The organism is Rhizobium sp. SRDI943 (genome assembly GCF_057653695.1).
In genome coordinates this window covers 186,926-211,605 of record NZ_CM172787.1, presented here as the reverse complement: position 1 = coordinate 211,605, position 24,680 = coordinate 186,926, and the positions used below count along the sequence as shown (strand labels likewise).

The following is a 24,680-nucleotide window of genomic DNA, read 5'->3' as shown; positions in this document are numbered from 1 at the left end:
TGATGCAGCGTCGGTTGCGCGTCTGAAACGACGCGTCGTGCCGTCGCGACGAGGCCGGCATGGATACACGCAGCAATCGCAACGCGCTCGCATTCGACGTGACGCACCGGATGGTGCTGTCGATCGCCCTTCCGATGACGCTCGGCTTCATGACGACGCCGCTGCTCGGGCTGACGAACACCGCCGTCGTTGGCCGCATGGGCAATGCGGAAGCGCTGGCCGGGCTGGCGATCGGCGCGATGCTCTTCGATCTGATCCTCGGCAGCTTCAACTTCCTGCGCGCCTCGACGACCGGGCTGACGGCGCAGGCCTATGGCCGTCATGACCAGCACGAGCAGCAGGCGGTCTTTTCCCGGGCGATGATTTCGGCGCTCGGCTGCGGACTGGCGCTGCTCTGTCTTTCACCGCTGCTAATCACCGGCGGGCTGAGGCTGATGGGGGCGGAAGGAGCGATCGCCGAGGCAACCAGCACCTACTTTTCGATCCGCATGCTGGCAGCACCCGCGGCACTGGCGAATTATGCCATCCTCGGCTTCGTGCTCGGGCGCGGACAGGGCAAGATCGGGCTGCTGCTGCAGGCGATCATCAACGGCATCAACATCCTGCTTTCCATCTATCTCGGCCTGACGCTCGATTGGGGCGTGGCGGGGGTCGCCTGGGGGACCATGGCCGGCGAAAGCGTCGGCGCGCTCGCCGGGCTTTTCATCGTGCTCAGCGGCTTCGGCAAGGCAGCGCGACCGGCATGGTCCGAGGTCTTTTCCCGCCACCGGCTGGCCGAGCTTTTCGCGCTCAACCGCGACATCCTGATCCGCACTTTCGTGCTGATCGGCGCCTTCACCATCATGACGCGGATCGGCACCAGCTTCGGCGCGGTGACGCTAGCCGCCAATGCCGTGGTGATGAATTTTTTCCTACTATCAGGCTATTACCTCGACGGGCTTGCCAATGCCGCCGAACAGATCATCGGCCGGGCGATCGGCGCGCATTACCGGCTGGCCTTCGACCGGGGGCTGAAGCTCACGACCTTGTGGTCCTTCGGGCTGGCGGCGCTCGGCTCCGCCTTCTTCTTCCTCGCCGGCCCCTGGCTGATCTCGGTGCTGACGACCTCACCCGATGTGCGGCAGGCGGCCGAAACCTATCTGCCCTGGGCGGCGGTCACCGGACTGACCGGCGCGCTCGCCTTCGTGATGGACGGGGTCTTCATCGGCGCCACGTGGTCGGCCGACATGCGCAACCGCATGCTGATCTCTTTTGCCGGTTATCTCTTGATGCTCGCGATCTTTGTGCCGCTCTTCGGCAATCATGGCCTGTGGCTGGCGATGAACGCCTTCCTGCTCTTCCGCGGCTTCTTCCTGGCGATGCTCGTCAAGCGACGGGCCGATCAGACCTTTCGCCCTGCCCAGTAATCGACCCTGCTATCGCGCAGCTCGCGGATCGAGGCGGCCTTTTCGCGGTCCAGGAGTTTCGACAGGCCGCGGACGATATCGCCGGCCAAACCGGGGCCCTCATAGACCATGCAGGAATAGAGCTGGACGAGATCGGCGCCCGCCCTGATCTTTTCCAGCGCGGTCTCGGCCGAGGAGACGCCGCCGACGCCGATGATCGGCAGATCAGGGCCGACGCGCTTGCGCATCCTGGCGAGCACCGCCGTCGACTTTTCGAAAAGCGGCACACCGGAGAGGCCACCCGCCTCCTTCGCCTGGCGCTGATCCCTAAGGCCGTCGCGCGACAGCGTGGTGTTGGAGACGATCAGGCCATCGAGCGCATGCGAAAGCGCCTCGGCGGCGATATCGTCCATGCCTTCCTCGGTCAGATCAGGCGCGATCTTCAGAAAGACCGGGATCTTCCGGCCGGATGTCGCCGCCATCTCGTCACGCGCCGCAAGCACTGATGACAACAGCACCGCAAGGCTTTCGCGCCCCTGCAGGTCGCGCAGGCCAGGCGTGTTCGGGGAGGAGATGTTGGCGGTGAAATAGCGCGCGACGGAATAAAAGCGGCGGATGCCGGCGACATAATCGGCGATGCGATCCTCGCTGTCCTTGTTGGCGCCGATATTGACGCCGATCATGCCCCCGCCCGTTAGCGCGGCGAGGCGCCCGAAAGCAGCATCATGGCCTTCATTGTTGAAGCCGAGGCGGTTGATGACGGCTTCATCCTCGACCAGGCGAAAGATGCGCGGGCGCGGATTGCCGGATTGCGGCTTCGGCGTCACCGTGCCGATCTCGGTAAAGCCGAAACCGAGCTTCAACAGCGCCTCCGGCACCTCGGCATTCTTGTCGTAGCCGGCGGCCATGCCGAGCGGATTTTCGAAGGTAAGGCCGGCAACGGTCTGGCGCAGGCGCGGATCGGGGGTGATCTGGCAGGCGGGCACGAGACCGGATTTCAAGGCGGCGATCGACATGCCGTGCGCCGTTTCCGGATCGAACAGGAAGAGACCCTTGCGGGCGAGACGCTTGAAGGGATCGATCATGGCTGCAGCTCCGGGAAGACATGGGCGCCGGCTTCGTCGAGCGGCAGCGGCGCCTCCCAGAGCACGGCTGCAAGCGGCAGATCGGCGTAGAGATGCGGGAAGAGATCGCCGCCGCGCGAGGGTTCGAAGACCAGCTTGTCACTGAAACGGCTGCCATCGACGGCAATCAGCAGCAGGCCGGACTGGCCGGCAAAATGCAGGGCGGCGGTCTGCTTTACCTGGTCTGCCGTCGAGAAATGGATGAAGCCGTCCTGGAGATCGATGCCGGCGCCATGAAAAGTGCCGGTTTGTCTGGCTTGCTGCCAGAGCGTTTCCGTCACGATCTTGTAAAGGGTCGGTGTCAGGGTCATCATGGCCTCACGATGGGCTGTTCCTTGGTCACCAGGGCTTTGCCGGAAAGAGGCGGCGATGTCCACGCCCCGGCGCCGAAAAACGGGACCGGCAGAACAGGATTCAGATTTTACGCCGACTCGGAGGATAAGACGATGAAGGCATTCGTTATCACGCTTGGCGTTTTTTTCATGCCGTTGGCGGCCGCGGCGGCCGAAGCCGATGCCGGCCGCTTCCAGCTGGAGAAGAGCGGCGATCATTTCATCCGGCTCGACCGGCAGAGCGGGGCAATGTCGATCTGCCAGGACAAGGACGGCGCCCTCGTCTGCCGGATGGCGGCCGACGAGCGGGCGGCCTATGAGGATGAACTCGACCGGCTGGCAAAGCGGGTGACGGCGCTCGAACAGGGCAATGTCGCCCAGCGCGCGCTGCCGAGCGACGCCGAGGTCGACCGTTCGATCAGCATCATGGAGCGGATGATGAAGAGTTTCATGGGGATGGTGAAGGAGTTCCAGGCCGAGGAAAACACCAATCCCCTTCCGCAGAAGACCTGATCTGATATAGTCGATATGAGCAAGCCGGCATGCAACGCGGAGGGATGGCGTCGCATGCAAGGCATGATCGGGCTCTTGGGAGGGAGTTTTCGATGCACGAACAGACCATCATCATTGCGGACGATCATCCGCTTTTCCGTGACGCACTGCGCCAAGCGGTGATCGGCATGGAAGGCCGGCAATCGATCGTCGAGGCCGGCGATTTCGCTGCCGCGCGCCGGGCCGCCGGCGCCCATGCGGATGCCGATCTGATGCTGCTCGATCTCGCCATGCCCGGCGTCAGCGGCTTTTCCGGCCTGATGGCATTGCGCTCCGAATTTGCCAGCCTGCCGATCGTCATCGTCTCGGCAACCGACGACGCGACGACCATCCGCCGGGCGCTGGAGCTCGGCGCTTCAGGCTTCATTTCGAAATCCTCCGGTATCGACGACATTCGCCGCGGCATCCAGACGGTGCTTGCCGGCGACATCGCCACGCCGGAAAGCTATCGCGACGGGCAGGAGCAGGATCCCGATGTCGCCGACCTGATCCACCGCCTGCATACGCTGACGCCGCAGCAGAGCCGGGTGCTGACCATGCTTGGCGAAGGGCTGCTGAACAAGCAGATCGCCTACGAACTCGGCGTCTCCGAAGCGACGATCAAGGCGCATGTCTCGGCGATCCTGTTGAAACTGGACGTCGACAGCCGGACGCAGGCCGTCATCCAGCTCGGCAAGATCAATATGGCGATGGTCGCCTGAACGATACATTTCCCTTTGGAAACAGGATTTTATTCCTCTTTCATCTTTACTCAGACGGCACGGTCGATTAATATTCGACATGGTTGAAGCGCGGCGTTGAATGCCGCGACGGAATCGCGCGCATGCTGTCACACAACCAGATCTGGGAAGCGCTCGACAGGCTTGCCGAACGGCACGAGCTGACGCCATCCGGACTTGCGCGCCGCGCCGGCCTCGACCCGACCTCCTTCAACAAATCGAAACGGCTTTCCGCCGATGGGCGGCTGCGCTGGCCTTCGACGGAATCGATCGCCAAGGTGCTCGACGCCACAGGGGCGAGCATGGAACAGTTTATGGCTTTCATGCGGCCGGACGCCGGTCTTTCCAAGCAGCCGGCCGGGCAGCAGGAAAACGCGTTTCCGCCGCAAGGCGGCTCCATTCCGCTGCTCGGCTTCGCCCAGGCGGGCGCCGGCGGTTTCTTCGACGATGGCGGCTTTCCGGCCGGCCAGGGCTGGGACGTGGTGGAATTTCCGGCCGCCCCGTCGCAAAAGGCCGGCGTCTATGCGCTGGAGGTGCAGGGCGAGAGCATGATGCCGCTTTATCGCGACGGCGACGTGCTGATCGTCGAGCCGGGGGCGCAGGTGCGCCGCAACGACCGCGTCGTCGTGCGCACAAACGAGGGCGAGGTGATGGCCAAGGTGCTGCTGCGCCAGAGCCCGCGGTCGATCGAGCTGCTGTCTCTCAATCCCGAACATCCCAACCGCACCCTCGAGCTTTCCGACGTCGACTGGATCGCCCGCATCATCTGGGCCAGCCAATAGGAAGATATTCCATGCGCCCTGCCGCCTTCATCACAGGTATCACGGGGATGGTCGTGGTGACCGGCCTGCTGCTGGCAGGCGAAGCAAGGCTTGGCGGCGGCACGGCTGGCGAAGAGACGGCGTCCGCGGAGGAGACGGCAACCGCAGCGGTGGATGCTGCCTCCGACGCCGACGAAGGTGCGGCGATCTCGGACGACCGTGCCGAAATGATCGCTCGCTCAACGGAACCGGCGGCTTCGCCCTCTCCGGCGCCAGGCGACGGGGTGACATCCAAACCGGCCGATCTACCGCAACAAGCCGACACGGCGGCCGGGCAAACAGCGAGTCCGAGCGCGAAAAAGGCGGTGGAGCTGGCGCGGCCGATGGTCGACAATGCCGGCATGCTTTCCTTTGGCGAGCGTCGGCTTCAGCTTGCCGGGATCGTGCCGACGCCGGTCGACAGGATATGCGGGCCGGCGGGCCGGCAATGGCCCTGCGGCATGATGGCGAAGACGGCGCTGCGCCTGTTGTTGCGCAACCGCAGCGTCAGCTGCGATCTCGAGACGGTGGAATGGAAGGACACAGTAACGACTGCCTGCCGGCTCGGCACAGAGGATCTCGGCGCATGGCTCGCCGAAAACGGCTGGGCGGAAGCAGCAGTGGGTTCGCCGCTTACGGCGGCCGCCGAAAAGGCCAGGCAAGCAGGAAAAGGCCTTTACGGCGACGACCCGCGCCGCCATTAAACCGGCAGTCATGACAGCGATCGGACAGTCCCGGATCGGGCCGATCCCTTGTAATGGCTGCCGCCAATTCCTAATCTCGGCTGATCGAAAAAGGAATCAGAGATGAACAAGCCGCTTTCCGCCCATGATGCGCTGATCTACGTGATGGTGATGGCATCCGCCGTCGACAGCACGATGAACGACAGGGAAATGGAAAGGATCGGCCAGTTGATCGGATTCCTGCCAGTTTTCCGGGATTTCGATGACGACAAACTGATTGCGGTGGCGCGCGACTGCGCCTCGCTGCTTGCAGGTCCGGAAGGTCTCGACGTCGTTCTCGAAACCGTGCGCGACACCCTCCCCGCAAAGCTCTACGACACGGCCTATGCGCTGGCCGTCGAGGTGGCATCCGCCGATCTCTCGGTCAAGGCGGAGGAGTTGCGGCTGCTCAGCCTGCTGCGGGACCGGCTCGGCCTCGACAAGCTCACCTGTGCGGCGATCGAGCGCAGCGCGATTGCCCGGTTCCGCAAGGGCTAAAAGCTAAAACGCGTCCCGTGCTTTTAGCGGCTTCAATAAAGCCCGTAGGGAAAGTAGCGCAGATAGATTTCCTGGAGGCGGCCGTTGCGCGACAGCGTGGCGAGTGCGTGGTCGATGGCTGACGTCAGCACGCTGTCCTTCTGCCGCAGCATGATCGTCATGCCCTCGCCGAGGAAATGCTCGGAAAGATAGGGGCCGTCGAACAGCGCGCAGCATTTGGCTGACGCCGGCGAAGAAACCCAGAAGGAAAGCTGCAGCGCATCGGCGAAGGCGGCATCGACCTTGCGGTCTCTGAGCGCCGCCAGCAGGGCGTCCTTTGTGTCGAACGGCTCGGCCTTGAGCGTGGGGAAAAAGGCGGCCAGCATCGCCTCGTGCACCGTCCCCCTGACGACACCGACCGGGTGGCTGGAAAGGGCGGAAGCCGTCTTTCCGTCGAGCGGCACGGCGAGATTGCGCACGAAGCGCGCCGGCAGCATCAGATAGGGTCTGGAGAAGACGAATTGCCGGCGGAGTTCCGGCGTCACAGCAAAACCGGCGATGACGGCATCGCCCTGCGAGGCGGCGAGCGCATCCCTGAGGTCGGCGAAGGGGATCGCCTGGATCTGGCACTTGTCCGATATTTCCAGCTCGCTGCAGATTTCGCGGGCGAGATCGACATTGAAACCGGAGAGCTTGCCGTTCTGATCGGTGAAATTGAAGGGCGGAAAATCGACCGACGTCAGGAAGCGCAATCGCACCAGCGAGGAGAGATCGGGCCTGGCAAGACGTTCGCGCGCATCGAAGAGCAACGGCAGCGAGGGGGACACCTGCTGGGCCGATGCGGCCAAACTTGAGAAAAGCACGCCGAAAAACAGGCCGAACGCGAGAAAACCCTTCAGAGTCAGGGATGCCAGCTTGGATTGCATCATCGTGATTGTGATCTCTGGGTTAAGCGCGAAGCATTGTGGCGTTGGCGAGATGTATCAGAGTCATGCTTGGTGGGGAATATGTGTGGGAGTGAGGGGAGCGGATGACGGTCACGAACTCATCGGCCTCGTAACAGCGCGCCACCCTCTGACGTCCCTCATCCTGAGGCGCGGAGGCCAAAGGCCGGAGCCTCGAAGGACACGCCGCAACGCTGCTCCTTGCATTATCCGACGCGGAATGCCCGCCTCGACCTTCGAGGCCCCTGCGGGGCACCTCAGGATGAGGCTCTCTTGAATGCCGGCGCTCCGAGGCTTGATCTCGGTGCCCGTCATACGCGCTAGGTGACTGCAACCTCTCAGCCCCAAAAAATCACAGCCATCCCCCGCCTCGTGTTAGCGCGGAATTAAAGAATATCGCCTCTTATTTGTTGCGACGACATCGGACCCCGCCAGCCGATCGCATGATGCAAGCGTCAGCCCAAACGTAATCCCTAAACGCGATATTGAAGCAGCGTTTTCTGCAACAATTGATTTCAAAAGCACCGGGCGCGACACGCCCCGTCAATCGGGTGACATTTCCATGCTGAAACATCTGAAAATCCGCACAAAAATCATATCGGTCGTGGCGCTCATGGGGCTGATCACGATGGCCGGGCTGATCTATGTCATCTCCGAATTCCGCCGTGCGGATGCGGCCTACAGCGCCTTCATCGATCATGAAGCGCAGGCCTCGATGCTGAGCGCGCGCGCCAGCGCATCGGCGGTGGCCTCGGTGCTGCAGGTCACCCTGATTGCCGACATGAAGCCCGATACGCCGGCATTCCAGACGGCGCTCGCCACACCGAGCAAGCTGCCGCAGGCGCGTGACCGCATGAAGCAGGCGCTGGCGCTGGTGCCCAGCCGCAAGTCGGCGATCGATGAGATTCAGGCCGGCATCGATGAGATCGAAACCCTGGCGAACAAGATCATCGAACAGAGCAAAGCCAAGGACAGCGCCGGCGCGCTTTCGAATGTTGCCCTGATCAATGCCAAGCTCGATGCGCTGACGCCGAAGATGATCGCCAACAATGATGCGATGATGGCGATGCTCAACGATGGCGGCGACGCGCTCTCGGCTTCCGTCAACGGGCGGATCGTCTTCTGTTTCGTGCTGATCGGCATCGCCGTTCTCGCCGCCGTCGGCTTCAGCGTGGTCGTCGCCCAGAAGGGCATCGCCGGCCCGATGACGCAGCTGCGCCTGCGCATGACCCGGCTTGCCGAGGGCGATACGACAAGCGATGTCAGCGGCCTCGACCGCGGCGATGAAGTCGGCCAGATGGCAAAGGCGGTTTCGGTCTTCCGCGACAATGCGATCGAGCGTGCCCGGATCGAGGCGCGCGCCGAAACAGACCGCGACGTCAGCGACAGCGAGCGCCGCGACCGCGAGGCGCAGAAGGCCCGCGAAGCATCGGAACTCGACCGCGCCGTCACCGCACTCGGCGACGGCCTGCGCCGCCTCGCCGCCGGCGATCTCGCCTCGCATATCGCGGAGCCCTTCGTCGCGCATCTCGATGCGCTGCGTGAGGATTTCAACAACTCGGTCGAGAAGCTCAACGAAACCCTGCATACGGTCGGCGCCAATGCCCGGGCGATCGGCGCTGGCGCCAACGAGATTCGTTCCTCCGCGGACCAGCTTTCCCAGCGGACGGAACAGCAGTCAGCCTCCGTCGAAGAAACGGCAGCAGCGCTGGAGGAGATCACCACGACGGTGCGCGACGCCGCCAAGCGGGCCGAGGAAGCAAGCCAACTCGTCGCCCGCACCCGCCTCGGCGCCGAGAAATCCGGCGAGGTCGTCCGCAAGGCCGTCTCCGCCATGCAGCAGATCGAGAAGTCCTCGGGCGAAATCTCCAACATCATCGGCGTCATCGACGACATCGCCTTCCAGACCAACCTTTTGGCTCTGAACGCCGGCGTCGAAGCCGCCCGCGCCGGCGATGCCGGCAAGGGTTTTGCGGTCGTCGCCCAGGAAGTGCGCGAGCTCGCCCAGCGCTCGGCCAAGGCCGCCAAGGAGATCAAGGCGCTGATCAGCACCTCCGGCTCGCATGTGCAGACCGGCGTCTCGCTGGTCGGCGAAACCGGCAAGGCGCTCGATTCGATCGTCCAAGAGGTGCAGGAGATCAACCAGCACGTCCACGCGATCGCCGAAGCCTCCCGCGAACAATCGATCGGGCTGCAAGAGATCAACACCGCCGTCAACACCATGGACCAGGGCACGCAGCAGAATGCGGCGATGGTCGAGGAATCGACAGCCGCCAGCCATAACTTGGCTACGGAAGCGTCAGCGCTCAACAATCTGCTCGGCCAATTCAGGCTGACCGGCACCGGCGGCTTCACCACGAGCGCGCCAATCGCCGCAGCACCTCGCGCTGCCGCCCGCCCGGCAGCCAGGGCAGCCCCGATCCGCGTCGCCCGCGAAGGCACCGCCCGCCCGGCCGCCTCGCCGGCCCGAGCGCTGGGCCAGAAGATCGCCAACGCCTTCGGCGCCGGCAGCAGCACATCGCCGAGCCAGGATCCCGACTGGACGGAATTCTGAGCCGACCTCGGCACGAGGCGCGGCTGTCCGGTTCGCGCCGCGGCTGCCCCTCACCCTAACCCTCATATGCGCTAGGTTAAGCGAGCGTGTAGATCGTCGCATTGTTTTCGGCGTCGTCGCGGCGGCTCACAGAGGTGGCGACGACTTCGCGTGACGAGATTACAGACGGCCTGCCACAGAAGTGGTCCGCGGATGGCGGCGCAAATGGTGGCCAGGGCGATCTTCATGAGACGCCAGCGCGATGGGCTTGCCAATGGGGGGCTAGCCAGTGGGGTTGCCACATCCAGAGGGGGGAGAGTCCGGGACTTGCCCGGCAATCTGTTCGGCGATGATGGCGACGATCAGTCTGGCGTAGAGCCATGCCCGGGCCAGTTCCGGCTTCTTGGCCGGCAAGCTGTCGAGGCCGGCCAGGCTCTTGAACCGTTTGAACGCCAGCTCGATTTGCCAGCGGAAGCGATAGAGGGTGAGGATATCGGCCGGCGGGAAGGTGGTGGCCGGCAGCGAGGTCAGCAGCAGAATGTACTTCGCCGCCTCGAGACTGCGCGGATCGGGTTTTTTGCCGTGCTTGCGGGCGGCTTTGAGCAGACGCTCCTGCTCGGCTTGGGCCTGTTGCGGATCCTTGCGTCGGACAATGAGGCGCAGGGCCAGCGGCGGTGGTGGCGGCGTCCCCGTCATGCCTTCGTGGACACGAACCTGCACCTCGCCTTCCTGCTCTTGCTGAGCGGCGAGTGCGGCAAACAGATCAAAGGGCTCGCCATTCGTCTGCAACAGGCGCAACGAGTTCCAGCCGGTCCGCACGATGAAGTCTGCACTGGCGTCGATCACCGGCCGCAGGTCGCGCGGTCTTGCATAGTAGCGATCGGCCAGCACGATATCGCCGGGTGCGTAGGTAAGGCGCTGAAGGTTCTCGGCACCATGGATGTCGGTCAACTCAAGCTGATCGACCTGAGCCGTTGCCAAGTTGTAGCCGACATGTAACCGCCATGTCGTGCGGTCAGCGCCTGGATGGCAAATCGACGTTCCATCGAGCACACGCAAGCGATATCCCGCAAAGCGCCCCGTCGGCACTTTGGCCTGTTCGGCAATCAGCGCGGCCACGATGTCGCCAAGCCAAGGCGCCGCTTTGCACAGCCGCTCAAGCAGCGATGGGTCTGACAAACGGGCGATCCCGCCCGCTTCGGCCCATGCACAGGTCTCGCGTAGCGACATGCCAAGGCCGCCATAGGCAAGTGCCAGCCGCAACAGCGTCTCGGCATTCTTGATTTCCCGCACCCGCGTAAAAGCACCGCGCAACCGCGCCGTTGCTTCCAAGTCAAAACCCGCCGGAAGCCGCTCGCGCACTTCCGGCCAATGATCCAAAACCTCAGGACGAATCTTCATCCAAAGCTTGAATCACAACCAGATTCCTTATGTCCAGGGCTAAACCTAGCGCATATGACCCTAACCCTCTCCCCGTAAAAACGGGGAGAGGGGACGTGCCATGCAAGAGGCCAATGGGGAACGGAAAGGTCGCGGCATACCCCCCTTCGCCCCGTTTACGGGGAGAAGGTGGCGGCAGCCGGATGAGGGGCGGACGGCGGCGGCCGCCCTTTCCTTTTGGGTATCGTCTAACCCGGCCGCCAGCCGATCTCGACGAGAATGTTTCCGGGAGCCGTGCAATAAAACAGCCAGCCGCCGCGCATGGCGGCCGGCCGACCGGACAGCGCAGCACCGGCAGCAGCAAGCCCGGCATGGACCGCATCGACATCCGCCCTCTCGGGCAGAATGAAGCCGATGTGATAGGTCTGGCGTCCCATCTCCACCTGATCGGCGGTGCCGAATTTTGCGATTGCGTGGCTGAGGACGATTTCGAGGCCGGTATCGTCTTCGAGGATCGCCAGGCCGTTCTGGCCGCGCATATCCTTAAGCCTCAGACCGAAATGGCGGATGAAGAAATCCGCCGTGGCAGCGATATCGGGAACGTGGAAATCGAGATGGTTCAAGCGCATGACAGTCTCCGTTCGAAAAAATCCCGGGACTGCCTATTTGCCCTCTCCGCACGCCGCCGGGATCCCGCATCTTCATGCGGATCACGTCGCGGGTTCTCGTGCCATGGCACGGAGCAGAGCTTCCGTGAGAGCGCGCTTGACGCTCGAACGGAAGGGACCGGGCTTACCTCAACCGATCCTGCCTTTTTCGACGATGCCGATCTAGCAGACGACACCGGTTTCGGCAATGGAGGGGTCATCGCGCCTGGAGGATCGGGATTTTCACCCTAACATCCATAGGTGGATGTCGTCCCGCCGGCGCTCGATCACGGCGTCCCCGGCGACGCTTCCCGAAGGATTGAAGCGCGGCATGAGCATTCGTGTCGTGAGCCCTATCCGACGAGGTGTAGAGTGATATTATTCAACGCATTGGGAGGGATGGACATGAAACCTGCAATCATCGGCCTCGTCGGCACGCTCGTTCTGGCGGGATGCAACACCGTCAGCTACAGCGGACCGGGCCTCGAACCCATCCCCGGCAGCATCACCTATAGTGGCCAGCCGCGCAGCAAGCTCACCAAATCACCCCCCGGCTCCGCCTTCCCGCATGACTTCATCGACCAGTACGGCCGGGAGGTGGAAGAAACCTACATCATCCAGCCCGACCGGAGCCTGATCATCGCGCATCGGCAATACAAGCCGATCCGGTTTTTCGGGGATTAGAGCCTTTCCTGGTCAGAGATGAAAAGGAGCGGAGCAGGCATCATAGACCGCAACAGGCGGTTTAGAGGCCATGGGTCTGGATCAAGTCCGCTGTGTCTTCGGCAAAAGCGTCGACCGCCGCTTAACGGACTTCGAGTCCGGATTTCAGCCCGAGCCGGATCAACCCGTCAGGGCCAGCCAATCACCGATCGTTTTTCCGTAACGCTGCGTGGAGCGGATGGCCGGAGCCGGCCGCTGCTGGGTTGCCACCGTCCTTCGGATTTCACGCGGGCTCAGCCCGAATTCGTGGATGAAGGCGCGCGTAAAATTGGCGGCGACCTCGAAACCGGCGGCTTCTGCGATTTCTGAAATCGGCCTGTGGTCGGCCGAATTGCTGAGATCCGCATAGGCCTGCAGCAATCGCCGCTTGCGAATATAATTGAGCACGCCTCCGCTCGCCTCAAACAGTTGATAAAGCCGCGTACGCGAAATCCCCAACGCGCGGCACATCACGTCCGGTGTCAGGTTTTCCGAATGGAGATTGACGTGAATGTAGCGGTGCGCCCGCTCCATCAGTCCCATGTTGGCCTGGTTTTGACCGGTATCAGTCCTTGTGGACGATGCGGCGCCCGCAACGACCATATCGCCGATGGTTTGGATGATCCGGGGCACTTCCTCTATCGTCAGATTGCCGAGGTTCGTTTCGAGGCCCGTGAGATAGCCCGTGAGCAACTCGGCGTGGCTGCCCGAAAGAACCGTGTTGCCGGCGCTCTGGAGAAGGCTCGCATCGCGAGCCAGCATCTCATACGGCAGGAACACGAGCAAAGCTTCGGTATCGGTCGTCCGTCCGCGATAGGGGCTGCCGAGCGACATGAAAAATATCTCGCCGGCACCGGTCTCGGTGACACGACGGTTGACCTCGGTCCAGGCCTGGCCGCTGCGCTGCAGGCCGACGTTCCAATGGTCGATAGGGCTCGATCGAAGCATGGCCTGATCGCGGACATATCTGTGGGCATGCGCGCGCTGCTGGACGATCAGGATATCGCCGAGATGCCAGCCGATCTGCTCCGCGAGGAACCCGTCTTCCGGTGATTTTCCCTCCGGCAGATGAACATCCACGAGCGGCGCCATATGTGCCCGCCAGGCCTGGAATTGTTCTGCCGGTGGTAGGTCCTGCGTCGAGAATCGCAGCGGCACGAGTGCAGGGGAGGCATGGGGCGGGCGTTCCTTGCGCATGGCCGGTTCACGCGGCCAGCGCCGCCGCTCCATATGCGCCGGCCGTTCCTGTTTCGCGGCAGGATCATCGTCGGATTCAGACCCTGTAGCCATCCAATGCCTCCAGCGCATAACCCGACCCGAGCCATGGAAATTGAGAAAAGCAATTGTTTTTGCGGCGGAAATCTCCGCAGAACTCCGTTTGGAAAAACGGAAGTGCCCGAAGAGTCTCCTCCATAAGTTGTTTATCATATTCCTTTTCGCTCTGAAATGTACGGAGCGATAATTTCCAGGACGTGAGGATAACGACAATTGCCTTTCTTAGCTGTATCTAAATAAGCATCGGTTCATTCCAAAAGAAAAACCGGACGAATAAAACATTCGCATGATCGAACGACTTGGTTTCGCGATATGTCGAAGTAAATATCGAATATCCCATAGCAACATCTGAAAACACGGGAGGTAGTCGTGAACTATCTTGGTAAGATTCGTGCGCGCTCTGTACAAGTTTCTGCTCGTGATGCAAATTGTCCTTCCGGAATACATCGCGCTCCCAAGAGAGTTCTTGTCACCGGCGGTGCAGGTTTCCTCGGATCGCATCTCTGCGAGACGCTTTTGGCCGCCGGACACCAGGTGATCTGCCTCGACAACTTTTCCACCGGCATGCGGCGCAATATCGTCCATCTGAAGCGAGTCGATCGCTTCAATGTCGTCGCCCACGATATCGTCCACCCGCTCGATCTGGAAGTCGACGAGATCTATAACCTCGCCTGCCCGGCATCGCCCCCGCATTATCAGGCCGATCCGATCCATACGACAAAGACCTGCGTGCTGGGCTCCCTCAACCTTCTGGAGCTGGCCGCGCGCACCGGCGCACGTATCCTTCAGGCATCCACCTCCGAAGTCTACGGCGACCCGAACGTCCACCCGCAGGTCGAAAGCTACTGGGGCAACGTCAATTCGTTCGGGCCGCGCTCCTGCTATGACGAGGGCAAGCGCTGCGCCGAGACGCTGTTCTTCGACTTCCACAACACGCACGGCGTCGAGATCAAGATCATCCGCATCTTCAACACCTACGGCCCGCGGATGCGTCCGGACGACGGCCGCGTCGTCTCGAATTTCATCGTCCAGGCCCTGACGGGGCAAGACATCACGATATATGGCGACGGTTCGCAGACCCGCTCGTTCTGTTTCGTCGATGATCTCATCGGCGGCATGGTCCGCATGATGGCCTCACCGTCGTCGCTGACGGGGCCTGTCAATCTCGGCAATCCGGGCGAATTCACGATCCGGGAACTGGCCGAGCAGGTGATCGGATTGACCGGTTCCCGGTCGCAAATCATCCATCGCGCTCTGCCGGTTGACGATCCCCGTCAGCGTCGCCCCGATATTTCGCTTGCCATGCAGGAACTCGACTGGCGGCCGAAGATCGACTTGTCGAGCGGCCTGCGTCAGACGATCGACTATTTCGATGGCGTTCTCACCCGTCCGGCACGCGAGCTGGAGGCGGTCTGATGGATGCGCCCCGGGTCCTGGTCACGGGCGGTGCCGGCTATATCGGCAGCCACACCGCCAAGCTCCTCCGCTCGGAGGGGATTGAGCCTGTCGTCTACGACAATCTCACGACCGGAAACCGTTCGTCCGTGCGCTGGGGGCCTTTCGTCGAAGGTGACGTCCTCGACACGTCATGCCTGATCGAGGTCATCGAGAAATATGCTCCCGATGCCGTCATCCACTTTGCCGCCTCGGCCTACGTCGGCGAGTCCGTGGAAAACCCGGCGAAATATTACAACAACAATGTCTGCGGTGCATTGTCGCTTATCGATGCCTGCCGGCAGACGGGGCTTCAAAACGTCATCTTCTCATCGAGTTGTGCCGTCTACGGCGTCCCGTCCGTGCTGCCGATCGATGAGACGTTGCCGAAGGCTCCGATCAATCCCTACGGCAAGACCAAGCTGATCTTCGAGCATATGCTCGCCGATTATGCGGCGGCCTACGGCCTGCGGTATGTTGCCCTGCGTTATTTCAATGCCTGTGGAGCCGATCCGGACGGCGAGCTTGGCGAATGGCACGTTCCGGAAACCCATCTCATTCCGCGGGCGCTGCTGGCCGCGGCCGGCCGGATTCCGCACCTGGAGATATTCGGCGATGATTACGATACCCCTGACGGGACCTGCATAAGGGACTATATTCACGTCGCAGATCTCGCGCGCGCCCATGTTCAGGCCTTCACCCATCTCGCCAAAGGCGGAGCAAACCTCGCTGTCAACCTCGGCACCGGGCGGGGTTATTCCATCAGGGAAGTCCTGCGCGTGATCCAGGAAACGACCGGCTGCGAAGTCCCGGTCGTCATCCATCCACGCCGTCCGGGCGATCCGCCCAGCCTCTACGCCGACGCCAGCCTGGCCCGCGAGACGCTCTGCTTCCAGCCTCGATATTCCGACCTCGAAACCATCGTGCGGACGGCGGCTCCGTTCTTCGGACTGGAGGTGCGCGCGTGACCGAACTTGCGATTATCCAAGCGACGCACGCTCCGGAACCCTCCCACGAGCCGCTTCTTGTCCCGGTTCTGACCGGACATCGGCGGACCGAATATCTGTTCTCGGCGGCCGTATGGGCCTGCGCCTTCGCCTATTTCTGGATCTGGTGGCTGGAGCCGCGCCATCACGTCGATGCTTTCGGCACAATTACGGTGAGCCTCGTTCTTGCCTGGGTTACCGCGCTGCCGGCCTATTTCATCGTCGTCTTCTATCGGGCGGCAAGACCGAACGGTCCCTTGCGCCTGCCGGCGGGCAGTCGAGTGGCCATGGTCGTGACCAAGGCGCCGGCCGAACCCTTCTCGGTCGTCAGTGAAACCCTGCTGGCAATGCTTGCCCAGGAGGTGGAACACGACACCTGGCTTGCCGACGAAGACCCTTCCCCCGAGACTCTCGACTGGTGCTCCCGTCACGGGGTCCTCGTCTCGACCCGCAAGGGGCGATCCGATTATCATCGGACGTCGTGGCCCCGACGCACGCGGTGCAAGGAAGGCAACCTCGCCTTCTTCTACGACCACTACGGCTACAGCCGCTACGATTTCGTGGCGCAACTCGATGCGGATCATGTTCCCGCGCCCGACTATCTCTTCCACATGCTGCGTCCGTTCGGCGATCCAAAGGTCGGCTATGTCTCGGCCCCCAGCATTTGCGACAAGAACGCTTCCGAAAGCTGGTCGGCACGTGGAAGGCTCTATGCCGAGGCCAGCATGCATGGTTCGCTCCAAGCCGGTTACAATGGCGGCCTGGCGCCGATGTGCATAGGGTCGCATTACGCGGTACGTACCGTCGCCCTCAAACAGATCGGCGGCCTCGGTCCGGAGTTGGCTGAAGACCATTCGACGACATTGATGATGAATGCCGGCGGCTGGCGAGGTGTGCATGCGCTGGATGCCATCGCCCATGGTGACGGCCCCAGAACCTTCAGCGATCTCGTGACGCAGGAATTCCAGTGGTCGCGCAGCCTGGTCATGGTGCTGTTGCGGTACTCGCCGAGCCTCCTCGGCCGGCTGCCGGCCCGGCTCAAGTTCCAGTTCCTCTTTTCGCAACTCTGGTATCCGCTTTTTGCGTTCTTTATGTTGCTCATGTTTGCTTTGCCGATCATCGCGCTCGTGCGCGGCCAGAATTTCGTGACCGTGACCTATCCCGATTTCCTGGCGCATTTCGCACCGCTTTCTATCGCTCTCGTGGTGATGGCTTATCGCTGGCGCGCCAGCAGCTCGTTCCGCCCCTACGACGCCAAGATCCTGAGCTGGGAATGCATGCTCTTTCTCTTCGCCCGCTGGCCCTGGGCGCTCGCCGGCACGCTGGCTGCGGTGCACGATTTTGTGACAGGCTCCTTCGTCGATTTCCGCGTCACGCCGAAAGGCCGGTCCGAAGTCGATCTGCTGCCGGTGCGTGTCCTGGCGCCCTACGCTGTGCTGGCGCTCATGGCGGTATTGCCTGCCCTGGCAATCGGCGATGCCGGCGCCTCCAAGGGCGGTTACTTCTTTACCATCCTGAACGCCGCAATCTACTGCGCGCTGCTGTTGGTCATCGTCGGGCGTCATTCGAAGGAGAATACTGTTGCGGCGGCCCCGCGTTTGTACCGTCCGGCGATGGCGACCGTGCTTCTGGCGCTCGTCGCGTTGCCGGGGGCTGCAACCATCATGCGCGGAAAGGATGCGACCGAGGCACTCGCCTGGGGCAGCGGCCGCCTTCAGCTGTTCGAAGAGCGCTACGCCGCCTCCGGTGCAGGCCGGGGCGGGACCGCCCTGCGCACGATCTTCTTCAAACCACGATGGATTTCCGATCCGGAGGAAATCCAACTGAGAACGGATGCCGCTCACCCGGATGTGCGGCCGAGCGTGGAGGAAGTACACAATGCATAGCCCATCCAAAATAGCCCTGTTGTCGTTAACCGGCCTGTTGCTGTCGGGAGTCGCGGTCCTGCCGACCGCTCTGGGCAGTTCTGCCGAAGGGCAGCCGCTTGCAATGACGACATCGTCCATTGCGCCGCCGACCAAAATGCCGGTCGTCACGAAGGAGTCGATCACGTTCGGCGCCTATGATCCGTACGGAGATTTAGGCGCCTCGCCCGATTCGAAGATCGAACACCTCTTCCTGCCCTGGGAAGATGTCGATCTGCGCACGCTCGCCCTCGCCGACGATTATGCGCAAGCGCGTGGCCGCACCCTGCTGATCTCGGTCGAGCCCTGGACCTGGTCGACCGGTTCGCGCCAAACCTCGCAGGAACTGCTGCACAGCATCCTCAACGGTTCGCGCGATGCGAACATGGCCGCCGTCTGCTCGACTGCTGCCAAGCTGAAAAGTCCGGTCATCATTCGCTGGGGACAGGAAATGGACGAAACCGACAGCCAGTTCTCCTGGTCGCATTGGCAGGGCGACGATTATGCCAAGGCCTATCGCCGGATGGTGGAGGTCTGCAAGGTCCACCTGAAGACGGCCAAATACATGTGGTCACCGAAGGGCAATGAGGGGCTTCAAGCCTTTTATCCCGGCAACGATGTCGTCGATCTCATCGGGCTCTCGGTCTTTGGCCTGGAGCAATACGACAGGGACAAGACTGGCCGCGACCAGACGTTTGCCGAGCACCTTGCGCCCGGATACGCCCGTGTCGCCGGTTACGGCAAGCCCATCATGGTTGCCGAACTCGGATACGAAGGCGGCGATTCCTTCGTGCGAAACTGGGCTGAGAGCGTAACGAAACGCTATCCCCAGTTCCCGGCGCTGAGCGCCGTTGTCTACTTCAACGACCGTGAAGTCTATCCGTGGCCGGACGGCTATGGCCGCCCCGACTGGCGGATCGTCCGCGAAAGCATCAATTGAACAAGAAGGAACCTGAACATGTCCATGCTTCAAAAAATGTTCCTGGCCGTGGTCCTGACCGGCGGTATCGCCACGGCCGCGTCCGCTGCCGGAACCAATGAGCCTGCGGGGATCGAGACCGCAAAACCGATGAGCAGCGCGGAAATCTATCGGCTCTACAACCAGAATTCCTGGATGTGGAAAGCCGGCGCCGGCTACTTCTCCGCAAAGGCGCGTCGCTTTACCGCCTGGTCGCGGGAAAATGGCTCGCCGTCCTTCGGCACGGGCCGCTGGTTCATCACGGAAACGGGTAAACTCTGCTTCAACGCCGACTGGCACGCCAAGACCGGAACGGCGACGGCAATCACCTGCTTCAGCCACCGCAAGAAGGGCGGCCTGATCTATCAGAAACGCGAACCGGACGGTGAATGGTACGTTTTCAAGAGCGCACCGGCACAAGCCACCGACGAATTCGCAAAGCTTCGCCGCGGCGACTACGTGAGGTCTCAATTGGGGGGAATTGAGATGAGCGTCAGTAAGACCAGATAAAGGCGAAGCTAGGGGTTGCGCGCGGCCGAGGCGCCATCTGTGTCCTTGTAGGAGCCGATGCCTGCGCGCAACCCTTTTCATAAAAGATCACGAAGCGCCTTCAAAAGGCGGCGAACGGCCTGAGGGTGAATGGAGCGGGTGAAGGGAATCGAACCCTCGTATTCAGCTTGGGAAGCTGCTGCTCTACCATTGAGCTACACCCGCGATGAAGCGAGATTTCCAACAGATAGGGGCCGCTGTCAAGTCGCGGCCGCCGGGAAGCCTCAGATGCGGAAGTGCTTCGAGAGCTTCAGGCCCTGGGCCTGGTAATTGGAGCCTAGGCCGGAGCCGTAGAGGCTGGCGGGCTTTTCCTGCATGTGTTCGTAGACGAGGCGGCCGACGATCTGGCCGTCTTCGAGGATGAAGGGCACCTCGTGGCTGCGCACTTCGAGCACCGCGCGGCTGCCGCGCCCGCCGGCAGGCGCATGGCCGAAGCCCGGATCGAAGAAGCCGGCATAATGGACGCGGAATTCGCCGACCAGCGGATCGAAGGGGGTCATTTCGGCTGCGTAATCCGGCGGCACGTGCACCGCCTCGCGCGAGACGAGGATATAGAATTCATCGGGATCGAGGATCAGCTCGTTGCGGCCGCGGCTGTGGAGCGGCTCCCAGAAATCGAAGAGGTCGTGCTCGGCCTTCTTGTCGACGTCGACGACGGCGGTGTGATGTTTGCCGCGATAACCGATCAGGCCGTCCTTGTCTCCGGCGAGGTCGATCGACAGGGCGATGCCGCCGCCGGAAACGTTCGGCAGCTTGCTGGCGACCAGCGTCTCGCTCTCATGCAGCTTCAACAGTTCCGGCTCGCCGAGCAGCGCCTGGCCGACGCGGAACCGGATCTGCGACAGCCGCGAGCCGCGGCGCACAACGATCGGGAAGGTGCGCGGGCTGATTTCGAGATAGAGCGGGCCGGAATAGCCTGATGGGATCTTGTCGAATTCCTGGGCGTAGTCGGTAATGACGCGGGTGAAGATATCGAGGCGCCCGGTCGAGCTCTTCGGATTGGCCGAGGCCGACATCTCGGCCGGCAGCGCCAGGCTCTCCATCAGCGGCACGATATAGACGCAGCCCGTTTCGAGCACCGCGCCTTCGGAGAGGTCGATCACGTGCAGGCTCAGCCGGTCAAGCTTGTCGGACACCAGATGCGAGGGGCCTGGCATGAAGCTGGCACGCACCCGAAAAGCCTTGCCGCCCAAGCGCAGGTCGAGGCTTGCCGGCTGGATCTGGTCGCGGTCCAGCTCCCGCTCGGAGATCAGACGCCCCGTTTCGAACAGCGCGGAGATCGCGCGATCCGCCAGAATTCCCGTTTCGCGAGCCATCATGCCTCATCCATCATTTGCCGCCGACAAAACCAAACTCGGGGAATTGACGCAAGCAGCTAACAGCAGTATTGCAGAATTATCCCGTGGTGATTTGGCCGGTCGGCTTGCAGCCACGTTAAACAAGTGGCTAAAAAGACCGGGTTGAAACCGGTCTGCTTTTGCGACCGGTTTTTTTGTTATGTGAAGGTGATGGCATGAGCAAGACCTGGCGCCCGGCAACCCAACTCGTCCACGGTGGCACGCTGCGTTCGCAATATGGCGAGACGTCCGAGGCAATCTATCTCACCCAAGGCTTCGTCTACGAAACGTCCGAGGCGGCCGAAGCCCGCTTCAAGGGCGAGACGGAGGGCTTCATCTACGCCCGCTACGGCAGCCCCACCAACGACATGTTCGAAAAGCGCATGTGCATGCTCGAAGGCGCCGAAGACGCCCGCGCCACCGCTTCCGGCATGGCCGCCGTCACCGCGGCGATCCTCTGCCAGCTGAAATCAGGCGATCATATCGTCGCCGCGCGCGCCCTGTTCGGTTCCTGCCGCTGGGTCGTCGAGACGCTGGCGCCGAAATACGGCATCGACTGCACGCTGATCGACGGCCGGGATCTGGCGAACTGGGAAAAGGCGATCACGCCGAAGACCAAGGTGTTCTTCCTGGAAAGCCCGACCAACCCGACGCTCGAAGTGATCGATATCGCTGGCGTCGCCAAGCTCGCCAACCAGGTCGGCGCCAAGGTCGTCGTCGACAATGTCTTTGCCACGCCACTTTTCCAGAAGCCCCTGGAGCTCGGCGCCCATATCGTCGTTTATTCCGCCACCAAGCATATTGACGGCCAGGGCCGCTGCCTCGGCGGTGTCGTTCTTTCCGACAAGGAATGGATCGACGAGAACCTGCACGACTACTTCCGCCATACTGGGCCGGCCATGTCGCCGTTCAATGCCTGGACACTGTTGAAAGGCATCGAGACGCTGCCGCTGCGCGTGCGCCAGCAGACCGAGAATGCGGCAAAGATCGCCGATTTCCTGGCCGAGCAGGGCAAGGTCGCCAAGGTGATCTATCCCGGCCGCAAGGACCATCCGCAGGCCGATATCATCGCCAAGCAGATGACCGGCGGCTCGACGCTGGTCGCCTTCGAGCTGAAGGGCGGCAAGGATGCGGCCTTTGCGCTGCAGAACGCGCTCGATATCGTCAAGATCTCCAACAATCTCGGCGACAGCAAGAGCCTGATCACCCATCCGGCGACGACGACGCACAAGAACCTGACGGATGAGGCGCGCGCCGAACTCGGCATTTCCCCGGGCACGGTCCGCCTTTCGGCCGGCATCGAGGATACCGACGACCTGATCGAAGATTTCGCCAAGGCGCTTGACAAGGTCTTGGCCTGATCGACAGCCAGAGCGGCCGGACCCCACCCGGGTTCGGCCGGATCTCACTAAAGCGCGTCGCGATCTTTGCGCGACATGCTCGGGGTTCGGCCGTGCTGGAAGGTGAGGCCGGATCTCACCAAGGTGAGACCGGGGGAACAAGTTTGCCCGCCGCGGCGTTCCGAAACGGAATTAACACTGACAATTAGGCTTAACGATCGAAAACCCTTCGGATCACAGCCATTTCAGCGATGATAATTGTTCCGTTTCTTGACGGACAGGGCCTCTTATAAGATACGGGTAAGATATCTTGACTAAGGTGCAAGGCATGTATCGCGCCCTCACAAGAGACATCGAAGTCGTCGTCGAACCGTTCTATCTGGAGGAGCAATCCGATCCGGACGACGATCGCTATGTCTGGGGTTACCGGATTGTTATCAGCAACAATTCCGGCATAGCCGTTCGACTGGTCAATCGTTACTGGAACATCACCGACCAGAATGGACAGGTGGACGAGGTGACCGGCCCCGGCGTCGTCGGCGAGCAGCCGCGGCTCAGCCCCGGCGACACCTATGAATATTCCTCCGGCTGCCCACTCGACACACCCTCCGGGCTGATGTTCGGCCATTACCAGATGGAAACGGACGACGGCGAGATGTTCGATGTCGACATCCCCGCCTTCTCGCTGGATTCACCTGGGCTGCTGCGCGTGCTTAATTGAGAGCGTAGGTTCGCGGTCGTTTCGTCGGTGCAAGCACGGCGCGTGGATCCGGCCGGCTACAGCCTTCCAGTCAGTACCAGCATGGACGCCGTACCCTCGGTCGTAGATCCTCGGGCTTGCCCAGTCATCAATCTACTAAAGGTCAAAAGGATCCGAGGCCTGGGTGCCTGGCTTTGCTTCGAACGGATCTTTTGATTGTGGCGGCGCCGGATGTTTTGCGACCGCATCGTTTACCGCCTTTTGGCAGGCGAGCAACTCATCCGCTGCACTGGCGGAATCTTTCAAACCGAGAGCCACAATCTGCTTTCCTCCAAAGCTGGCGCGGAAACTCAGTTTACCAGCGAACTCCTCAATCAAGTCGGGATCCTCGAAATCAATCCATAATGATTTGAGGCCATCGAGATCCAGACCTCTCCCATCAGCCGTCCGTTTAGACTGGTCGAACGAGAGTTCGATGGGATAATGCTTACCTTTCTCCAAGGATTTCCAGTTTGGGTTTCCGAGCAGAATGTAAAGAGGGTTGTCCTTTTTGCGGAAATTGAAGCCAAGACGAAAAATGGTGTCGTCATCAAAGGAAGTCAGAACAAAACAGCCATTGTCTAAAGTCGGGTCGACAGCCACGCTCCAGCCCCCGACCTCTTTCCATGGGACTGTCTGGTCATCAGCCAAGCTCACTGGTGGCATCGCAGCTATGAGCGCGAGTACAAAAAACAAAAGTCGCATCAACGCCCCATCCGCTTTCTTAGGCCAGAACCAATGAAACAGAATAGGTGCACAGTGACTACGCGAAGTCGAGTCACCGTGCTGCATCATCGCTAATCTTTTATTGTTCGCTGTGCGTGTCCTTAACCGCGCCTATTCCGCCGGCTGAAGTTCGGCCGGCTCGAAGCGGTAGGTGGTCGAGCAGAATTCGCAGGTGACGGCGATTTCGCCATCTTCCTGGCTGGCCTCGATCTCCTCGGCCGAAAAGCCCTTGAGCACGCCCTTGATCTTGTCGCGCGAGCAGCTGCAGCGGTCGAAGACGGCGCGCGGTTCGTAGACGCGCACGCCGCGCTCGTGGAACAGGCGGAACAGCAGCCGCTCGGTGCCAACAAGCGGATCGGTCAGTTCATCGGCATCAATGGTCTCGACCAGTGAACGGGCTTCGAGCCAGGCGTCGTCCTCGCCATGCGGGCGGCTGCCGGTGTCGCCGTCGCCGCCGTGGAGATCCGGCTGGCGCATGCGCTCTGGCGCTTCCGGCAGGAACTGGGCGACGAGGCCGCCGGCCCGCCAGCGATGGCGTGGCTTGCCCGCATCGTCACGGTCGAAGAGTTCGGCCGCGGCAAGACGGACGCGCGTCGGGATCTGCTCCGACTGGCGGAAATAGACGCCGGCAATGTCTTCCAGCGTGGTGCCGTCGAGCGGAACGATGCCCTGGTAGGGCTGGCTGAACTTGCCCTGGTCGATGGTGAAGGCGAGAATGCCCTTGCCGAGCAATTGCTCCGGCTCGGTTTCGCCTGACTCGATCGCCTTGTTGAGCAGCGCCTGATCAAAACGGGCATAGGCGCGGACATTTTCCGGCGTCGAGAAATCGGCGACGAGAAGATCGACCGGGCCATCACCCTTGGTCTGCACCGTGAACTTGCCGTCGAACTTCAGCGAGGTGCCGAGCAGCACCGTCAGCACGACGACTTCGGCAAGCAGCCGAGCAACGGGTGCGGGATAATGATGACGCTCGAGGATCGCGTCGAGCATCGGGCCGAGCTGGACGGCGCGGCCGCGCACATCCAGCCCTTCCACCTGGAAGGGGACGACATGGTCATCGCCGGCGAAATCAAACTGGCCGAGGGCGGCTGCAGCTTCTGCCATGGCTTTTAACT

24 protein-coding genes, 1 tRNA gene and 1 riboswitch are annotated in these 24,680 nt (G+C 62.0%); of the genes, 15 read left to right on the top strand and 10 right to left on the bottom strand.

Features of this window, described 5'->3' with window-relative positions:
- The first annotated feature begins 59 nt into the window (after positions 1 to 59).
- On the top strand, positions 60 to 1,406 hold the full coding sequence (locus tag AC245Y_RS01070) for an MATE family efflux transporter (protein ID WP_017992852.1): 1,347 nt from the start codon (positions 60 to 62) through the stop codon (positions 1,404 to 1,406).
- Here AC245Y_RS01070 and AC245Y_RS01065 read toward each other — a convergent pair.
- Positions 1,382 to 2,470, bottom strand: a complete 1,089-nt coding sequence (locus AC245Y_RS01065) for a quinone-dependent dihydroorotate dehydrogenase (protein ID WP_017992851.1) — start codon at positions 2,468 to 2,470, stop codon at positions 1,382 to 1,384. The genes AC245Y_RS01070 and AC245Y_RS01065 overlap by 25 nt on opposite strands.
- A complete protein-coding gene (locus tag AC245Y_RS01060; protein WP_026157242.1) occupies positions 2,467 to 2,820 on the bottom strand; it encodes a DUF952 domain-containing protein in 354 nt (117 codons plus the stop codon). The genes AC245Y_RS01065 and AC245Y_RS01060 overlap by 4 nt, the downstream gene beginning before the upstream one ends.
- A 135-nt stretch (positions 2,821 to 2,955) precedes the next feature.
- On the opposite strand from AC245Y_RS01060, the gene AC245Y_RS01055 reads away from it, so the two are divergent.
- The 5 genes from AC245Y_RS01055 (at position 2,956) to AC245Y_RS01035 (ending at position 6,132) form a co-directional block, all read left to right on the top strand.
- Positions 2,956 to 3,354, top strand: a complete 399-nt coding sequence (locus AC245Y_RS01055) for a hypothetical protein (protein ID WP_012755947.1) — start codon at positions 2,956 to 2,958, stop codon at positions 3,352 to 3,354.
- Positions 3,355 to 3,446: 92 nt separating this feature from the next.
- Complete coding sequence (locus AC245Y_RS01050) at positions 3,447 to 4,094, top strand: response regulator (RefSeq protein WP_012755946.1); 648 nt, start codon at positions 3,447 to 3,449, stop codon at positions 4,092 to 4,094.
- 122 nt (positions 4,095 to 4,216) lie between these two features.
- The gene (locus AC245Y_RS01045; RefSeq protein ID WP_012755945.1) at positions 4,217 to 4,894 is read left to right on the top strand and encodes a S24 family peptidase; all 678 of its coding nucleotides are present in this window, start codon (positions 4,217 to 4,219) and stop codon (positions 4,892 to 4,894) included.
- 11 nt (positions 4,895 to 4,905) lie between these two features.
- Positions 4,906 to 5,616 carry a thermonuclease family protein gene (locus AC245Y_RS01040; RefSeq protein WP_012755944.1) on the top strand — a complete coding sequence of 237 codons (711 nt, stop codon included), beginning with the start codon at positions 4,906 to 4,908 and terminating at the stop codon, positions 5,614 to 5,616.
- 102 nt (positions 5,617 to 5,718) lie between these two features.
- A complete protein-coding gene (locus tag AC245Y_RS01035; RefSeq protein ID WP_012755943.1) occupies positions 5,719 to 6,132 on the top strand; it encodes a tellurite resistance TerB family protein in 414 nt (137 codons plus the stop codon).
- Between the two features lie 32 nt (positions 6,133 to 6,164).
- Here AC245Y_RS01035 and AC245Y_RS01030 read toward each other — a convergent pair whose 3' ends face one another.
- Positions 6,165 to 7,040 (bottom strand): transporter substrate-binding domain-containing protein, encoded by an 876-nt coding sequence (locus AC245Y_RS01030; protein WP_012755942.1) that lies wholly within the window; start codon positions 7,038 to 7,040, stop codon positions 6,165 to 6,167.
- 577 nt (positions 7,041 to 7,617) lie between these two features.
- Between AC245Y_RS01030 and AC245Y_RS01025 the strand changes: the two genes are divergently transcribed.
- The gene (locus AC245Y_RS01025) at positions 7,618 to 9,609 is read left to right on the top strand and encodes a methyl-accepting chemotaxis protein (RefSeq protein WP_017992848.1); all 1,992 of its coding nucleotides are present in this window, start codon (positions 7,618 to 7,620) and stop codon (positions 9,607 to 9,609) included.
- Positions 9,610 to 9,870: 261 nt separating this feature from the next.
- On the opposite strand, the gene AC245Y_RS01020 is transcribed toward AC245Y_RS01025, so the two are convergent.
- Together AC245Y_RS01020 and AC245Y_RS01015 are read right to left on the bottom strand one after the other, a co-directional pair.
- Entirely contained in the window at positions 9,871 to 10,920 is a 1,050-nt protein-coding gene (locus tag AC245Y_RS01020; protein ID WP_245273995.1) for an IS4 family transposase, read from the bottom strand.
- A 296-nt stretch (positions 10,921 to 11,216) separates the two neighbouring features.
- A complete protein-coding gene (locus tag AC245Y_RS01015) occupies positions 11,217 to 11,597 on the bottom strand; it encodes a VOC family protein (protein WP_012755939.1) in 381 nt (126 codons plus the stop codon).
- A gap of 423 nt (positions 11,598 to 12,020) precedes the next feature.
- Between AC245Y_RS01015 and AC245Y_RS01010 the strand changes: the two genes are divergently transcribed.
- Positions 12,021 to 12,299: a hypothetical protein gene (locus AC245Y_RS01010; protein ID WP_012755938.1), complete on the top strand. Its 279-nt coding sequence runs from the start codon at positions 12,021 to 12,023 to the stop codon at positions 12,297 to 12,299.
- 159 nt (positions 12,300 to 12,458) lie between these two features.
- On the opposite strand, the gene AC245Y_RS01005 is transcribed toward AC245Y_RS01010, so the two are convergent.
- Positions 12,459 to 13,607, bottom strand: a complete 1,149-nt coding sequence (locus AC245Y_RS01005; RefSeq protein WP_017992846.1) for a helix-turn-helix domain-containing protein — start codon at positions 13,605 to 13,607, stop codon at positions 12,459 to 12,461.
- 354 nt (positions 13,608 to 13,961) lie between these two features.
- Between AC245Y_RS01005 and AC245Y_RS01000 the strand changes: the two genes are divergently transcribed.
- Genes AC245Y_RS01000 through AC245Y_RS00980 form a run of 5 tightly spaced genes read left to right on the top strand, consistent with a single transcriptional unit; the run spans position 13,962 to position 19,384 of the window.
- A complete protein-coding gene (locus AC245Y_RS01000) occupies positions 13,962 to 15,008 on the top strand; it encodes a UDP-glucuronic acid decarboxylase family protein (RefSeq protein WP_012755936.1) in 1,047 nt (348 codons plus the stop codon).
- Positions 15,008 to 15,994, top strand: coding sequence for a UDP-glucose 4-epimerase GalE (galE, locus tag AC245Y_RS00995; protein ID WP_012755935.1), 987 nt, complete (start codon positions 15,008 to 15,010; stop codon positions 15,992 to 15,994). Before AC245Y_RS01000 ends, galE begins: the two co-directional genes overlap by 1 nt.
- The gene (locus tag AC245Y_RS00990; protein ID WP_017992845.1) at positions 15,991 to 17,898 is read left to right on the top strand and encodes a glycosyltransferase family 2 protein; all 1,908 of its coding nucleotides are present in this window, start codon (positions 15,991 to 15,993) and stop codon (positions 17,896 to 17,898) included. Before galE ends, AC245Y_RS00990 begins: the two co-directional genes overlap by 4 nt.
- 19 nt (positions 17,899 to 17,917) lie before the next feature.
- A complete protein-coding gene (locus AC245Y_RS00985) occupies positions 17,918 to 18,856 on the top strand; it encodes a glycoside hydrolase family 26 protein (RefSeq protein ID WP_017992844.1) in 939 nt (312 codons plus the stop codon).
- A gap of 18 nt (positions 18,857 to 18,874) precedes the next feature.
- Positions 18,875 to 19,384, top strand: a complete 510-nt coding sequence (locus AC245Y_RS00980; protein ID WP_012755932.1) for a DUF995 domain-containing protein — start codon at positions 18,875 to 18,877, stop codon at positions 19,382 to 19,384.
- Between the two features lie 130 nt (positions 19,385 to 19,514).
- Here AC245Y_RS00980 and AC245Y_RS00975 read toward each other — a convergent pair.
- A tRNA-Gly gene (locus AC245Y_RS00975) sits at positions 19,515 to 19,588 on the bottom strand.
- Positions 19,589 to 19,647: 59 nt separating this feature from the next.
- On the bottom strand, positions 19,648 to 20,742 hold the full coding sequence (locus AC245Y_RS00970; protein WP_012755918.1) for a 2'-deoxycytidine 5'-triphosphate deaminase: 1,095 nt from the start codon (positions 20,740 to 20,742) through the stop codon (positions 19,648 to 19,650).
- Between the two features lie 73 nt (positions 20,743 to 20,815).
- Positions 20,816 to 20,894: riboswitch (SAM riboswitch) on the top strand.
- 42 nt (positions 20,895 to 20,936) lie between these two features.
- Here AC245Y_RS00970 and AC245Y_RS00965 point away from each other — a divergent pair.
- Positions 20,937 to 22,121, top strand: a complete 1,185-nt coding sequence (locus AC245Y_RS00965) for an O-succinylhomoserine sulfhydrylase (RefSeq protein ID WP_012755917.1) — start codon at positions 20,937 to 20,939, stop codon at positions 22,119 to 22,121.
- Between the two features lie 307 nt (positions 22,122 to 22,428).
- Positions 22,429 to 22,821 (top strand): Co2+/Mg2+ efflux protein ApaG, encoded by a 393-nt coding sequence (gene apaG / locus AC245Y_RS00960; RefSeq protein WP_026157240.1) that lies wholly within the window; start codon positions 22,429 to 22,431, stop codon positions 22,819 to 22,821.
- A 135-nt stretch (positions 22,822 to 22,956) separates the two neighbouring features.
- On the opposite strand, the gene AC245Y_RS00955 is transcribed toward apaG, so the two are convergent.
- Positions 22,957 to 23,544 carry a hypothetical protein gene (locus AC245Y_RS00955; RefSeq protein ID WP_012755915.1) on the bottom strand — a complete coding sequence of 196 codons (588 nt, stop codon included), beginning with the start codon at positions 23,542 to 23,544 and terminating at the stop codon, positions 22,957 to 22,959.
- Positions 23,545 to 23,676: 132 nt separating this feature from the next.
- On the bottom strand, positions 23,677 to 24,669 hold the full coding sequence (locus AC245Y_RS00950) for an Hsp33 family molecular chaperone (protein ID WP_011650339.1): 993 nt from the start codon (positions 24,667 to 24,669) through the stop codon (positions 23,677 to 23,679).
- Between the last annotated feature and the right edge of the window lie 11 nt (positions 24,670 to 24,680).

Excerpts from the sequence above, each read along its gene's own strand:
- AC245Y_RS01070 (WP_017992852.1), top strand. The coding sequence starts at position 60 with ATGGATACACGCAGCAATCGCAACGCGCTCGCATTCGACGTGACGCAC.
- AC245Y_RS01065 (WP_017992851.1), bottom strand. The coding sequence starts at position 2,470 with ATGATCGATCCCTTCAAGCGTCTCGCCCGCAAGGGTCTCTTCCTGTTC.
- AC245Y_RS01060 (WP_026157242.1), bottom strand. The coding sequence starts at position 2,820 with ATGACCCTGACACCGACCCTTTACAAGATCGTGACGGAAACGCTCTGG.
- AC245Y_RS01055 (WP_012755947.1), top strand. The coding sequence starts at position 2,956 with ATGAAGGCATTCGTTATCACGCTTGGCGTTTTTTTCATGCCGTTGGCG.
- AC245Y_RS01050 (WP_012755946.1), top strand. The coding sequence starts at position 3,447 with ATGCACGAACAGACCATCATCATTGCGGACGATCATCCGCTTTTCCGT.
- AC245Y_RS01045 (WP_012755945.1), top strand. The coding sequence starts at position 4,217 with ATGCTGTCACACAACCAGATCTGGGAAGCGCTCGACAGGCTTGCCGAA.
- AC245Y_RS01040 (WP_012755944.1), top strand. The coding sequence starts at position 4,906 with ATGCGCCCTGCCGCCTTCATCACAGGTATCACGGGGATGGTCGTGGTG.
- AC245Y_RS01035 (WP_012755943.1), top strand. The coding sequence starts at position 5,719 with ATGAACAAGCCGCTTTCCGCCCATGATGCGCTGATCTACGTGATGGTG.
- AC245Y_RS01030 (WP_012755942.1), bottom strand. The coding sequence starts at position 7,040 with ATGATGCAATCCAAGCTGGCATCCCTGACTCTGAAGGGTTTTCTCGCG.
- AC245Y_RS01025 (WP_017992848.1), top strand. The coding sequence starts at position 7,618 with ATGCTGAAACATCTGAAAATCCGCACAAAAATCATATCGGTCGTGGCG.
- AC245Y_RS01015 (WP_012755939.1), bottom strand. The coding sequence starts at position 11,597 with ATGCGCTTGAACCATCTCGATTTCCACGTTCCCGATATCGCTGCCACG.
- AC245Y_RS01010 (WP_012755938.1), top strand. The coding sequence starts at position 12,021 with ATGAAACCTGCAATCATCGGCCTCGTCGGCACGCTCGTTCTGGCGGGA.
- AC245Y_RS01005 (WP_017992846.1), bottom strand. The coding sequence starts at position 13,607 with ATGGCTACAGGGTCTGAATCCGACGATGATCCTGCCGCGAAACAGGAA.
- galE (WP_012755935.1), top strand. The coding sequence starts at position 15,008 with ATGGATGCGCCCCGGGTCCTGGTCACGGGCGGTGCCGGCTATATCGGC.
- AC245Y_RS00980 (WP_012755932.1), top strand. The coding sequence starts at position 18,875 with ATGTCCATGCTTCAAAAAATGTTCCTGGCCGTGGTCCTGACCGGCGGT.
- AC245Y_RS00970 (WP_012755918.1), bottom strand. The coding sequence starts at position 20,742 with ATGATGGCTCGCGAAACGGGAATTCTGGCGGATCGCGCGATCTCCGCG.
- AC245Y_RS00965 (WP_012755917.1), top strand. The coding sequence starts at position 20,937 with ATGAGCAAGACCTGGCGCCCGGCAACCCAACTCGTCCACGGTGGCACG.
- apaG (WP_026157240.1), top strand. The coding sequence starts at position 22,429 with ATGTATCGCGCCCTCACAAGAGACATCGAAGTCGTCGTCGAACCGTTC.
- AC245Y_RS00955 (WP_012755915.1), bottom strand. The coding sequence starts at position 23,544 with ATGCGACTTTTGTTTTTTGTACTCGCGCTCATAGCTGCGATGCCACCA.
- AC245Y_RS00950 (WP_011650339.1), bottom strand. The coding sequence starts at position 24,669 with ATGGCAGAAGCTGCAGCCGCCCTCGGCCAGTTTGATTTCGCCGGCGAT.